Annotated in this window: 14 protein-coding genes and 1 tRNA gene; 8 read left to right on the forward strand and 7 right to left on the reverse strand. The window is 50.3% G+C overall.

Annotated features, from left to right (window positions below; translation table 11 throughout):
* Positions 1-99: 99 nt before the first annotated feature.
* The 3 genes from KIS30_06100 to KIS30_06110 all read left to right on the forward strand — a co-directional run bounded on the left by KIS30_06100 (position 100) and on the right by KIS30_06110 (position 2,883).
* A complete protein-coding gene (locus tag KIS30_06100) occupies positions 100-786 on the forward strand; it encodes a transcriptional regulator (protein MBX8646309.1) in 687 nt (228 codons plus the stop codon).
* Between the two features lie 70 nt (positions 787-856).
* Positions 857-2,017: an amidohydrolase gene (locus KIS30_06105; protein MBX8646310.1), complete on the forward strand. Its 1,161-nt coding sequence runs from the start codon at positions 857-859 to the stop codon at positions 2,015-2,017.
* Positions 2,018-2,055: 38 nt separating this feature from the next.
* A complete protein-coding gene (locus KIS30_06110; protein MBX8646311.1) occupies positions 2,056-2,883 on the forward strand; it encodes a hypothetical protein in 828 nt (275 codons plus the stop codon).
* A gap of 3 nt (positions 2,884-2,886) precedes the next feature.
* Here KIS30_06110 and KIS30_06115 read toward each other — a convergent pair.
* Positions 2,887-2,974, reverse strand: a tRNA-Phe gene (locus KIS30_06115).
* 252 nt (positions 2,975-3,226) lie between these two features.
* On the opposite strand from KIS30_06115, the gene KIS30_06120 reads away from it, so the two are divergent.
* Complete coding sequence (locus KIS30_06120) at positions 3,227-3,670, forward strand: hypothetical protein (GenBank protein MBX8646312.1); 444 nt, start codon at positions 3,227-3,229, stop codon at positions 3,668-3,670.
* 12 nt (positions 3,671-3,682) lie between these two features.
* On the opposite strand, the gene KIS30_06125 is transcribed toward KIS30_06120, so the two are convergent.
* Together KIS30_06125 and KIS30_06130 are read right to left on the reverse strand one after the other, a co-directional pair.
* Positions 3,683-5,326 carry a recombinase RecA gene (locus KIS30_06125; GenBank protein MBX8646313.1) on the reverse strand — a complete coding sequence of 548 codons (1,644 nt, stop codon included), beginning with the start codon at positions 5,324-5,326 and terminating at the stop codon, positions 3,683-3,685.
* 84 nt (positions 5,327-5,410) lie between these two features.
* On the reverse strand, positions 5,411-6,640 hold the full coding sequence (locus KIS30_06130) for an NAD-dependent epimerase/dehydratase family protein (GenBank protein MBX8646314.1): 1,230 nt from the start codon (positions 6,638-6,640) through the stop codon (positions 5,411-5,413).
* A gap of 256 nt (positions 6,641-6,896) precedes the next feature.
* Between KIS30_06130 and KIS30_06135 the strand changes: the two genes are divergently transcribed.
* Positions 6,897-7,469, forward strand: a complete 573-nt coding sequence (locus KIS30_06135) for an SIS domain-containing protein (GenBank protein ID MBX8646315.1) — start codon at positions 6,897-6,899, stop codon at positions 7,467-7,469.
* A 192-nt stretch (positions 7,470-7,661) separates the two neighbouring features.
* Positions 7,662-7,868 (forward strand): hypothetical protein, encoded by a 207-nt coding sequence (locus KIS30_06140; protein ID MBX8646316.1) that lies wholly within the window; start codon positions 7,662-7,664, stop codon positions 7,866-7,868.
* Between the two features lie 134 nt (positions 7,869-8,002).
* Here the strand turns inward: KIS30_06140 and KIS30_06145 are convergent, their stop codons facing one another.
* Positions 8,003-8,473: a hypothetical protein gene (locus KIS30_06145; GenBank protein ID MBX8646317.1), complete on the reverse strand. Its 471-nt coding sequence runs from the start codon at positions 8,471-8,473 to the stop codon at positions 8,003-8,005.
* Positions 8,474-9,022: 549 nt separating this feature from the next.
* Here KIS30_06145 and KIS30_06150 point away from each other — a divergent pair.
* The gene (locus KIS30_06150; GenBank protein MBX8646318.1) at positions 9,023-11,230 is read left to right on the forward strand and encodes a CDC48 family AAA ATPase; all 2,208 of its coding nucleotides are present in this window, start codon (positions 9,023-9,025) and stop codon (positions 11,228-11,230) included.
* An 87-nt stretch (positions 11,231-11,317) separates the two neighbouring features.
* Positions 11,318-11,920, forward strand: coding sequence for a peptidase C39 family protein (locus KIS30_06155; GenBank protein ID MBX8646319.1), 603 nt, complete (start codon positions 11,318-11,320; stop codon positions 11,918-11,920).
* A 3-nt stretch (positions 11,921-11,923) separates the two neighbouring features.
* Here the strand turns inward: KIS30_06155 and KIS30_06160 are convergent, their stop codons facing one another.
* From KIS30_06160 to KIS30_06170, 3 genes are all read right to left on the reverse strand, one after another.
* Entirely contained in the window at positions 11,924-12,169 is a 246-nt protein-coding gene (locus tag KIS30_06160) for a PRC-barrel domain-containing protein (GenBank protein ID MBX8646320.1), read from the reverse strand.
* Between the two features lie 203 nt (positions 12,170-12,372).
* Positions 12,373-12,777, reverse strand: coding sequence for a hypothetical protein (locus tag KIS30_06165; GenBank protein ID MBX8646321.1), 405 nt, complete (start codon positions 12,775-12,777; stop codon positions 12,373-12,375).
* A 199-nt stretch (positions 12,778-12,976) separates the two neighbouring features.
* Positions 12,977-13,268: hypothetical protein (locus tag KIS30_06170; GenBank protein MBX8646322.1), on the reverse strand; the 292-nt coding region annotated here is incomplete at its 5' end.

The raw sequence follows: 13,268 nt of genomic DNA on the forward strand, positions 1-13,268 counted from the left end.
TGCGAAACGAACTACGATTCTCGAGATAATGAAAATAGTTAAACTATTAAGCTTATTAAAACATAACCTCTCATATCAGGGACAGGGAAGAAATAAAACATGACGGGAAGAAAGCACTACAATCCGGAGAATGAACTTGTCAGCACAGACATTATGGATAAGGCCAATCACTCCACGCGGAACGCAATCGTGGCACTGGTAAAGCAGAATGGGGAGACAAACATGAAGAGCATCGCCACGTCACTTGGCATAAGCAAGATGGCTGTGAGCAAACATCTCTCAAATCTTGAGCGGGACAGACTGGTTCAGAAGAAGGTTGTGAGATCCGGCGTCGGTAGGCCGGAATACAGGTATTCACTGACGCCAAATGCGCATTATCTCTTCCCCACGTCCTATCCATATATGGCGTTGTCTGCGCTCTCCTTCATTGAAGAGAAAGTCGGGAAGATCGGCATATCCGAGTTCTTCGAACGCAGGAAGGGAGAGCTGATTGAGCGTTACTCGTCGAGACTCACCGGACTGTCACTTGAGGACAAGGTCACGGAACTAGCCAAAATCAGGGAGGAAGAGGGATTTCTTGCCGAATCCGACAGGCTCTCTGACGGCACCGAAGTTCTCGCAGAGCACAATTGCCCTCTGATGCAGGTTGCCACGCGTTACAACGCCGCATGCACTGTAGAGCTGGAGCTGTTCAGGGCACTGCTCGGTGAGAAGGTTGAGCGCACGCACTGGATGGCTGACGGACAGCACATGTGCAGGTATCTGATCAGGCCCGTACGGGATTGAAAAACAGCACCGAACCCGCATGTGCCCATGTCACTGGGAATAAATAGAGAACACCCATTAGCCGTGGGCCATGGATGACAGTGTGGATTATTTCAGCGAGCTCGGCGAACAGGTGAGGGCGCTGCTGCCTGAGTGCATTGAACTCAGGAGGACATTGCATATGCATCCTGAACTGTCGCTGTCGGAAACTGAGACGGTGGCGACGCTTACCGCCTTCCTGAAAAGGCACGGCCTTTCTCCCGTCAGCGCAGACTTTCCGTCCGTTATTTGCGACACAGGTCCGGAACCTGTGATTGCACTCAGGGCAGACATGGACGCGCTGCCCGTTAAAGAGAATTCAGGAGAGGTGTTTTCAAGCAGGAATGAGGGAGTGATGCATGCGTGCGGACACGACGCGCATTCGGCAATACTCACAGGTGCCGGCGTCCTGATCAGGAAGAGAGGGAGGACGAGGGCAAGACTGATTTTTCAGCCCGCGGAAGAGATAGGAAAGGGGGCAAGCATGATGATTGGATCCAATGTCCTGAACGGCATAAAACTGATATTTGGCCTCCATGTCTGGCCCTCTCTGGACACCGGAACCGTAGCGATACTCGACGGCCCAGCAATGGCAGCATTCGATGAGTTTTCAATAAAAATATCCGGCGGAGGGGGGCACGGTGCATATCCGCACCTGGCAAAGGATACGATTCTTGCAGCTTCGTCGATTGTGACAAGCGCAAACTGGCTCGTTTCCAGAATTATTGATCCTGTCCAGAGCGCGGTTCTTTCATTCGGAAGCATACAGGGAGGAAAAGCGGCAAATGTCATACCCTCTGATGTAACAATGAGCGGAACAATTAGAACTTTTTCCGGGGAGGTTCGTGACAGGCTCATGGACGGGCTCCGGCGAGTGTGTGACAGGACGGCCGGACTGTTCGGTGTCAACGTGACCATAGACTGGCGGTCCAGCAGCCCGCCGGTCGTCAATGACGCCTCGTTTGCCTCCGGCTGCAGAACAATAGCATCATCATTCATGAAGAACGTCGAGTGCAGCAGGACTATGGGAAGCGAAGATTTCGCATTTTACCTTCAGAAGGTGAAGGGGGCCTTTGCATTCCTTGGCACAGGGAAAGATGAGGGCACGAGGGCCTCAAAGCACAGCTCTGCATTCAGGCTTGACGAGGAGGCGATTTATTATGGAATCATGCTTGAAACAGCGATCGCAGAAGGCGCGATGAAACAGGATTGACAGAACTCGAGTGTGAAATTCAACAACTGTGAACTGACATGACTGACATAAAGGAAATATCGGAACCGGAAGAGATGAAAAAAATATTTCCGGTGGCCAGCAGCGCCTGGGGCATGGAAAAACCGGAGTCTTTAATAAGCGATGTTCTGAATGCCATGCGATTTCATGGCGGGCTGGTTCTAGGCGCATATGACGGTGAGCGGCTGATAGGCTTCCAGTTCAGCTTTATAGGCAGGAAAAACAGCACCTTCTATCTCTATTCCCATATGACCGGCGTTCTTGAGGAGAAGAAGTATGCAGGCACCGGCTTCATGCTCAAGACAGCACAGAAGGAGTGGGCCATGCAGAAAGGGTACAGCATAGTGGTGTGGACATTCGATCCGCTGATGTCGCTGAACGGCAATTTCAATATCAGGAAACTCGGTGCCATAGGCAGGACTTACCTCGTCAATTTTTACGGAACCATGACTGACAGACTCAACACCGGCGTCGAGACCGACAGATTCGTCGCGGAATGGTGGATTCACAGAAACAGGGTTCCTTCGGCGTTTGAGCCCGAGCAATATGCACGAGCCGACGAGACCGTCGAAATTGCTTCGGGCATGAGGCGCATAACGTCAATCAGTTTTCCGGATGAAAACAGCGTCGTTGTGGAAATACCGGCGGACTTCATAGCTGTCAAGAAACACAGTCTGGAGCTTGCTGCGGAATGGAGGGAAAAAACAAGGCAAATCTTCAGAACAATGTTCATGAGAGGATATGCCGTGACATCGTTTACCGGCGCCGATGGCAGAAGCTATTACCTCCTTGAAAGAGGTGCATCGGCCGCCGGTTACTGCGGTGAAAGAGTATTCACCCAGGAGTGAATATGCCGCAGACCGGATTTGAACCGGCGACTTTGAGATATCCGTGTGGAACACTTCAGTCTCACACTCTCCCAGTCTGAGTTACTGCGGCGCGCCGCTCAAGTAATCGCTGCAGATATTTAATTTGAATTGTGATGTGGCTCTAAAGCGGAATAATCTCTCAGCATGTAGTGTGCAGCCGCCCGTTGTCCCTGTGCCTGCTCATGGTGATAAGCTCTGTCTTCTGCACCACGCTTAAGTACAACAGTTGTTATTGAAAGACTGCAAACAGTCTTAACAGCTGCCATTAGCCGCCGGGCCGGACGGACTGTAGAAGCTGCAATGTCAGGAAGTGCACTGAACTATGATAATGATAAAGGGATGGGAGGTCAACACACTGGAAGCCAAACGCTTTTCCCAGGTAGGGGAAAAGATTGCCAACATACGCATAGATCACAACAGTACCGTGACATCGATGGCAGTTGTAGCGCTTGGCGACATAGCAATAGACTTCCGGTTCACGGCAAACTACACTGGACTGGGATTCATAAAAATAGACGGCAGAATCATTGTTGCTGACGATGCCTCTGTGCCCGATGTAATTGTGAAAGAATGGAAGAAGACAGGCAACATGCCGCCGGAATTTGCAAACATGGTCCACAATGCAGTAATGTCAAACTGTATTCCCACTGCACTGCTCGTATCGCGCGATCTTCAACTGCCCCCGCCAGTCCCGCTGCCGCACGTTGACGTGACGCAACAGAAGCCCGCGCCAAATCAGTCGGCAAAAGGAATGGAAGTCGCGTGACTGTGCATCCATTCACTTTATATGACCAAGTGTGAAGGATCCTATCACCAGGGAACGCTTGCTCGCCGTATACTTGATCTTGTCCCTGGTCTGTGTTTCGCATATGCCCTGTATCGACAGGAAATTGCTCTGGCCGTCTGTCATGAATTCCATTACGCCGTCCATGACCGAACTTATGATCTGGGCGTCCTGATCACCGATGATACCCTTTTCGATGCTGTACATCGCGACGCATTTGTCCCTTTTCCTCTTTGCAACGAACGGTCTGAGGAGTCTGAATATGCTCCTTATGTCGTAGCTCGCACTCAGACTTGAAATCGATCTGAATACCAGCCTGTAACTCTTCTTTTCCACTATATCATGAAGAGATTGCACCCTCTGTTCGACCAGCGTGTTTATTGTCTCGAGGTCCGAGCTGTTCTCCAGATATGCAGTATTTTCAAGCGTAGTTGTATCGCCGATGCCCCTGGAATACGCGTCAACGTAGAAGACAAGACCGAGTTTTTCATATTCTTCGTAGCCGTTGAGAACATTCTTCATCTCCTCTCGTATCTCGGGGATGGTTTTGTCTGTAGTAACCCAGATGAGAGGGACGCCTTTCTTAAGTCCTTCCGCCGCAAATGCATTCATTGCAACTTCCTTGCCCACGAACGACGGTCCGTAAATGATAACCTGCGAGCCCGCGGGTATGCCTCCTAGCAGCAGATCGTCCAGTCTCGACGTGCCGGTCTTCACCTTATCCTGTTTGAGTTCGGCGACTGCCATTTCCTCGAATGCCACAATTTCCTTCCCGATGAGCGCATTCTCCCGCTGCTTCATGTCACTCTCTTTCTGGGCAAGATATTTCTCCGCAGCCCTCAGTTTTTCTTCCTTCTGGGCTATCTGTTCCTGCAGAGACTCCAGTGACTTCTTGAGCTCGATCTCCTTGACAGAGCCGAGCTGCTGCTTCTTCATCTCAATCTGCCTGAGCTCCTCCTTGATGATCTCCTCTCTGTGCTGAAGATCCACTTCATGCTTGTTGAACTCCTCTTCTTTGAACTTCAGCTTTGCTTCGAACTCCTTCATCCTTTCGTCTTTGAATCTGAGTTCGTTACGATAGTCATCTATTGCCTTTTCCCTTTCCTTCAGCTTCGCTTCCAGTTCGACCTGCAACTTGACGAGTTCCGTTACCTTCCTTTCCGCTTCGCCGGCGCCCATTACTGTCACAGACTCTATGGCTTTGACCTCGCTGGTGAGCCTGCTTATTTTTGCCTCGGCTTCGGCGAGTTTCCTGCGAAGCTCCTCCTCTGTCGCGCTGGGCTCCCGAGGTCCTGGTTCGGTGGCCTGTTGTCTGCTCTCTCCTTCGCTGGCTGCTTCCTCCTGTATCTCGTCCTCGACGGTTTCAATGAACGGGCTCGTGAATTCGTCATCATTATTGGACAGCCATTTCACTATCGAGTTGAGTTCTGGATTGCTTTCCTCCTGTGGCCCGAACTGCTCCGTAACATCAAAATCCATATCGTCAGGGTTGTCCATCGATGCTGAGCCGTCATCCCCATTGGAATTGCTGTCATTCATCGAAAGCTGGCCACAGATAACACATCTATCCTCATCGTCAAGATTGCCTCCGCAGAGCCTGCACTTCATCTGCTGCGTCGTCCTGTCGTCGCCATTCAAGCGGTTGCCCCGACGGTTTTATACTTGCTGTGTTCGTATATAACCGTTGCCGGCAAAATTTCAATGATGGCAGCATTCGAGCCATTACTTCGTCTTCAGATTTACTATATCTTTCGGCAGTGAGTATTCTTTGACGGCCAACTGCGTTGCAGTTCTCCAGTAAACAGTCGGGTAAACGAGCCTCTTCATTGTTGCCGCGCGCTTCTTGTTCTCGATTACTGCCTGGAATATCTCACGTATAACATCTTCAATCCTCTTTTCCCTTCTGAAACCGAGCGATGGCAATACACGGTGCTCAACCTCGTATATGTGTTCCTCCCTCTCGACTCTAGGGTTTTCGACATACTCGAACTCTGCATCTATCCCGAATTCCTTTCCAATTGTCTGCACTTTCTCTGCGAGCTGGAGTGTATCAAATATCTCGTCAATCTGGTTAACAACGCGATTGGCACCCTTGTCTGGAGGATTGTCGTGAAGCAACGTCAGACAGTTTATGCTGTCATACAGCGAAAGGAATCCGCGTGTCTGTTTTCCTTTCCCGTAAATGAGCAGTTTGTTTAGCAGGACGGCCTGGACGACATACTTGTTGATGACAGTGCCCCATATAGAATCAAAGTCAAATCTTGTGGCCAGTGCAGGGTTTGTGATTTCATCAATTCTTGTTCCGTAGACGACCCCCTGCATCACATCCGTGGCCCGCATGTCATATATTCGGTTTGCAAATGCGACGTTGTACGTATCGAAAATCTTGCTCAGGTGGTACCAGCTCTGGCCAGTCCTCGGAAACATGACGCTGGTCTTTTTGCCTTTTCGCTCAATTTCAAGATCTCCCTCGGCAATCTCTATGCCCGGTGTCCCGTATTCCCCCATGCTGCCCATTTTCAGAAGGTGCGCATCAGGCACATGCCTGACCATGGAAAACAGTATGTTCAGGTTTGTCGCTATGTTGTTCAATTCCGTGTAAAGCACGTGTTCCTGGTCAACCATGCTGAAAGGAGCAGATCTCTGCTGAGCCAGGTGCACAACCGTTTCTGGTTTGTATTTTGCAATTACCTTGTCCACTGACTTTGGATCACGGGCATCGGCTTCAATGAATGTGAGGTTGCTTTTCCCTGTGACCTTGCCGTATGCGGCGAGTCGTTCCTTCATAGACTTTATAGGCACAAGAGTGTCTGATTTCACTGATTTGACCAGCCGTCTTGTGCAGAGGTTATCCACGAGAACGATCCTGTCGTTCCTTGTATTTCCCAGATGTATTGCCAAAGGCCATCCAATATAGCCGTCCGCTCCAAATATCACCGTGCTGCCCATAATAAACACCAGACCGGAATAGTTGCTGACAAATTAGTAGGAGTAATAAATCTTTCTAATTCAAATATGCACGCATTCACATAGCAGATTGAGTTCATTACATCGCAATTCAATGATGGAAGGGTCCGAAAACCCTACATATAGGACAGATGGAAGAGTCTGTACCTCCATAGAAGGCGTTAGCCCTAACAGAACCACCGTGACCGACAGATCGTGCTTTTTATAGTCGCGCCCGCGATTACGGGGCACTGGTGAGTCAATGTCTGCGCAGATTGTGAAGGATATTAAGACAGAAATAGAAGAAGCCATAAGCGTTCACAAGTTGCTTCTTTCGATAATCGATGAAATAGCAGCTGCAGGCAATTTGCTCGCAGAAGCATACAAACATGGGGGAAAGATGGTGATATTCGGCAACGGCGGAAGCGCGGCGGATGCGCAGCACATTGCCGGAGAACTTGTCGGCAGATTCAAGAAGGAACGAAAGGCGATTGATGCGACTGCCCTTTCAACGAATACATCGATATTGACTGCAATCGGGAACGACTATTCGTTCGATGAAGTATTTGCCAGACAGGTTGAAGCCATATGCCGCCCTGGAGATGTCGTGATTGGCTTATCCACAAGTGGCAGATCCAGGAATGTGATTGAAGCATTGAAGAGAGCGAAAATTGTCGGATGCAGAGCAGTGGGATTGACTGGTGAATCGGGTTTTCCGGCTGGCATTGCGGAACTGTGTATCAAAGTTCCGTCAAAGAGCACGCAGAGAATACAGGAATGCCACATACTCATAGGACACATTCTGTCAGGCATTGTGGAGGCATCACTTTATTGAGCCGGTGTCCGGCGGCTTCAGCAGGAGGACAATCCGTGACGCTTATTGCGCGCATTCATTAGATTTGAGCACGATCCGCCCACGCGTTAGCTGCCCGGACCATCAGACAGCACACTGTTCAAGACACGGGAAAAGATAATAATGCCACACGCTGTTTATTGTGATGAGGAGCAGGCACAGGCTGGTGCAATTTTGAATAAAGGAGAAAAGAGGGTACACTTAAAGATCGACAGGGGCAGCAAGTTGACCCTCAAGGACGTACTGAGAAAGATCAAAGAGATTCAGACTGCAAACCCTGATCTTGACGTCTTCTTTGACGGCGACGAGTACGCCATATGCAGCAGGCCTGTGAAGAAGGAGACGACGATGTCAACCTCCAGAAGTAAAAAACACAAGTGATTTTTGACAACGATCGCGGCAAAACCTCACGCCGCTGGCTTTGGCGCAACGACAGAACGGTCAGCCGTGCACGTTTAGATTTCAGGCAAGCCGCATCAGAAGAAAAAAGAATGCGGCCCGCCCGGGCATGGTGTTTATGCTTCCTGGCCTGTGGATTCCTGGAATCCCGTCTCTATCTCGGTCGCGACAGAGTTCACGACACTGTCCACCGACTGGATATACTTCTCAACAAATGCCTGGAGAACCCTCTGGAACGGAGCAAGCGAGTTTGACTTCACGTAATTTGGATACGTGTGCTCTATCCACTCCTTCTGGTTGTATGTCAGCTTCACTACATACTCCTGTCCGCCGGGACTGCCGCGTTTCAGCTTAGGTGGTTCGTTTGCCAGCAGCGAGGCAATCCTTTCCAGTGTTTCATCGGTCTGTGCCTCTATGTTTTCTGAAGGCAGTGACGCGGCGCTTGCAAGTTCCCTCACTATTTCTTCCTCGGCGGCAAGTATCTGCTCCGGGGTAGACGCTACAGGCACTGCAGCATCGGCGACTGTTGCATCAGCAACGCTGTTTTTCGTTCTCCGACCAAACACACTCTTCAACCTTTCGAACATTTTCTCCCATCCTTTCTATTTCTGCCTTTTAGGCGGATACAGAAATCTGTCGATTCCCAATTCCAGCACATACAATGCGTTTCAAGTATAAATAATGTCTGACGCTCGTATGACGATCACTGGAATTCAGCTGACGGGCAACTGCGTCCACATTGGCAATGATTATATTTTAATTTATGTTATAACATAAGTATAATATTATTAAATAAAAATTACAAATTACAGCGTGTGTATTTATTTTATTAAAATTCTGCGGAAAACAGGCGTAATATGATGTCGCATGCCTGCTGGAAACTCAGAGGGCCGACAGATTTACCATTGTAAGTTGTGTGAAAACCCGTTGGTCCTGAAAGATTAGCGGTCACTAATGTCAGGAGCGCCTTTCCGGCGGTACCCATAACTGACGTGACGAAGAGAAAGCCGTCAGCAGCGAACATGCCAGCCTGAGGCATTGATAATGGCAAAAATGTCCTATTCTGCAACACAAAAACAAAAAACCTTAAAGTAAGAGCTTTTAGATAACTTACTGGCCGGAAGCAGGATTGCAAAATGAACGAAGGAATAACACTCAAGGTTGCCCGTGCACATCACCAGTCTGAAGTTGGACTGGGAAGGGCGAGGGTAGACACAGCCACGAGAACTGAACTGCAGGTGGAAGTAGGGGACATTATTGAGATCATAGGAAAGAGAAAAACTGCAGCAAAGGTATTCAGGGCATCTCACGAAGACGAGAACAAGGGTATCATACGCATTGACGGAATGATACGTGGGAATGCCGGCGTGAGCATAGGGGAGAAAATAGTAGCGAAAAAGGCGGAGGCGCAGAGGGCCTCTAAGGTGGTTGTCGCGCCGAAGATACCGCAGGGGAAGAAAGTCAAATTTGGCCAGGGAGTTGAGGATCTTTTCAAAAAAGGCCTTATGAACAGACCTCTGGTCAAAGGGGACGAAATAATAATACCAAACATTGCACTGATAGGGGACTTTCTTCCTTTCGTTGTCATATCCACGGTGCCGTCGGCAGTGGTCACGGTTGCCGAGACTACTGAACTGATGGTAAAGAATGAGGCTGTCGAAATTAGCGAGGTTGCCGCGCCGATGATCACCTACGACGATGTCGGCGGCCTCGAAAACGAGCTGCAGCGGGTTAGAGAGATGATCGAGCTTCCGCTCAAACACCCGGAACTCTTTGAACGGCTTGGAATAGATCCGCCAAAGGGCGTACTGCTCTACGGCCCGCCGGGAACAGGTAAGACGCTCATTGCAAAAGCCGTTGCCAATGAGGCCGGAGCTAGCTTTTACTCAATACAGGGTCCGGAGATCATGAGCAAGTATTATGGCCAGAGCGAGGAGAAGCTCAGAGAGAAATTCGAGGAAGCGGAAAAAAGCGGACCGAGTATAATCTTCATAGATGAATTGGATTCGATAGCTCCGAAGAGAGAGGAAGTGCAGGGAGAGGTTGAGCGCAGGGTTGTAGCGCAGCTGCTCACGCTCATGGACGGACTGAGCAAGAGGGGGCATGTCATAGTCATAGGGGCGACGAACAGGGAAGATGCCATAGATCCGGCGCTGAGGAGGCCGGGGAGATTTGATCGTGAAATAGAGATTGGCGTTCCTACACGCGACGGCAGAAGGGAAATCATGCTCATTCACACCAGAAGGATGCCGCTGGAAGAGGGTTTCAATCTCGAAAAATTCATTGACCTGACGTATGGCTTTGTCGGAGCAGATCTGGCGGCGCTTGCAAGGGAAGCCGCCATGAAGACACTGGTACGCTACATACCAGAAATAGATCTGGACAAACCGATTCCGGCCGATATACTGGAGAAGATGAAAGTATGCGAGGCTGATTTCTACAACGCGCTGAAGGAGGTCGAGCCGAGCGCAATGAGGGAAGTCCAGGTCGAGATACCAAATGTAACATGGAAGGACGTCGGCGGTCTGGAACAGATAAAGAAAGAACTCTGGGAGGCAATCGAACTTCCTCTCAAGTCGCCCGACTCACTGAAGCGCCTGGGTGTCAATCCGCCGAGAGGCATATTGCTCTACGGCCCGCCTGGAACGGGTAAGACGCTCATTGCCAAGGCAATCGCAAACGAAACAAAGGCGAATTTCATTGCCGTGAAAGGGCCGGAAGTCATGAGCAAATGGGTGGGCGAAAGCGAGAAGGCTATAAGGCAGATATTCAAGAAAGCCAAGCAGGTATCGCCGAGCATCATATTCCTTGACGAACTTGATGCAATTGCACCGCAGCGCGGGTTGAATTATGACTCGGGAGCCAGCGAGAGGGTGGTCGATCAGATACTCACTTCACTTGACGGTCTCGAATCTTTGGGTTCCGTTACTGTAGTGGCTGCCACCAACAGGCCGGATATTGTAGACAAGGCTCTGCTCAGACCGGGCAGGTTCGACAAAATTATGCTCATACCGGTGCCTGACCGGGACTCCAGGCTGGAAATACTGAAAGTGCACATGGCTGCAATGCCGCTGAAAGGCGTGGACATCGAGGATATTGCGGAACGGACGGAAGGTTTCGTGGGTGCGGACATCGAATCACTGTGCAGGGAAGCTGCATTCAATGCACTGCGCGGGTCAATGGATGCCACCGAGGTCAGGATGCAGGACTTTGAAAAGGCGCTGACAACCGTGTTTCCCTCGACAAATGAGGAAACGATGCGCTATTACGAGAAGTTCGGGCACGATCTAAAGACATCGCTCGTGCGCAAGGGTGAAAAGGCAGGATACGGCTATTACAGGTGATTGCAGGCAGGATGCGCATAGCGACAGAATGCGATTGGTCTTCTTCTTGACGTACTGTTAAATCACATGTTGGTATAGAGGACCGTTATGAGACTTGACGTTCCGTTTTACAGGCAGACACTTGACTTCACGTGTGGTGCAGCGTGCCTTGTGATGGCTCTGTCGTTTTTTGATCGCACCTTCAGGATGAGCAGGGATGAGGAGATAGATCTCTGGCGTGAGGCGACAAGCGTTGAAGTCCTCGGAATTGGGCGTTATGGACTTTCACTGCCGTTGCTGAGACGCGGATACAGTGTCGAGATATCGACAAACGTGGAAGGGCCCGAATTCCTTGAAAGGATAAAGAAAAGGCTTGGAGCAGATCGCATGAAGACGTTCCATGAGCTTTACAGGGAGAGGATGGAGCGGGCAATCGCGCTGGGGCTTGTCGAGAACAGGAAGGAAGAAGTCAAGCTCAGTGACATTTCTGAAACACTTTCAGCCGACGGTCTGCCTGTGCTGCTGTCAGATGCAGGGCCCCTCGGGGATGACGAAGCGCCGCACTGGATTGTTGTTACAGGGATCGACGATGAGAGCATTCATTTCAACAATCCGCTGGCGGAGTCGGGGAGTTCGCTGCCTCTCTCCGATTTCAAAAAGATTAACGGCTTCCGGGGAGAGCAGACTCTCGTTTCCGCATACGCAAAATGAGCCTTATTTCATGTTCATGACGACCACGTCCTTGACTGCCCTCATCTCGCTGAACGGCAGGACAAGTCTTCCCTGATCGTCTGTTCTGAAAAGACGCGGTTCGATTTCCTCGGCAGGTATGACAAGGACGTTCTCTATACTGCCAGTAGCTGTCTCGATGATGAAATTATCTATAAGGCCGAGTATCTGACCGTCCTCGGTCATTACAGTTTTACCCTTCAGTTCGGTTATGAATTTTCTCGCAGGCATCCCGGTACCCCAGTTTACACCCCCGATACCCTGAAGTGGATATTTAATCGTGTCGAACGACGCGGAATGAGTATAATAAGGGTCTTTCTAACGACGGCTGTTCTCCATTAGAAACAAACTTTTACATTGCCTCTGCCTCCATCCGGTAAATATGCGTTCTCATCATCCCCATATTCGGGTGTGGGGGTGCCACACCTGAACTGCTACTTCAGATAGGCAACAGAAGCAAGGTGCGCCCTGACACCGTGCTGCAATCTGTTGAGTGCAACAGCGAGTATTGTGCAGAGATTGCGCGTCAGGTACCTGTCCACAGACTCAATGCCCCTGACACGCAGCCTTTTCTGGAGAGCGAGGTGTTCCTTCCAGTAACCGTGATTGCCCTCCTTCCTGGAGTGCAGATGATAGTCCTTGAGGTATGATGCCGGGTCTGCCTCATACCTGAGCATCTCGATGTTCCTGAAGTAGGCGCCGACCTCCTCGTAACGGCCCTGGTTGAAAAGGAACGTGAGCATGTATCCAGTGGATGCCCATGTCCTGTACCCGGCATCCTTCCAGTGTGAATTGTACAGTGCCGTTATGTGCTCGATGGAACCAGCAGGATTGAGCACCCAGTTTTCATGTATCAGTACATGAGCGTGACATTGACATTTCTCAACTTTGTTCCTGTTTTGATGTGTAAAGAAAAATGACCAATTGCCTGCATGTCCGGCAGCTTCGCTGCGTAGTTGAGCATTGCGATGCGGCATATCTGTTTCACAGGACTGTCATGAACAGTTTCATTTTACACCTGGATGGAATGCCCCCGCTTTACGTGTAGAGCATCTGGAAGAGTGCCCCGTGCCAGAACATGTCGCAGAAGTCTGCGGCCGGTATGCTGGCAGCCCTCTTCCATCCGTTTCTCATTGCAATGAGCCACTGCCAGAGAAGCCACAGGTTGCGGAGTATGACGGCAAGGAGAAGGAAGAAGAGCATTATGGAATGATTGCCCGATGTTGTCTTTCCTGTGAACGCATGCTTCTCCGTTCTGTACTCAGACTCTATACCGAACCGCCGCCAGTACACCTGCGCCAGATGGACGGCGTTCTCCTGTGTGACATCG

The sequence above is a fragment of the Candidatus Sysuiplasma acidicola genome (genome assembly GCA_019721035.1).
Classification (GTDB): Archaea; Thermoplasmatota; Thermoplasmata; order Sysuiplasmatales; family Sysuiplasmataceae; genus Sysuiplasma; species Sysuiplasma acidicola.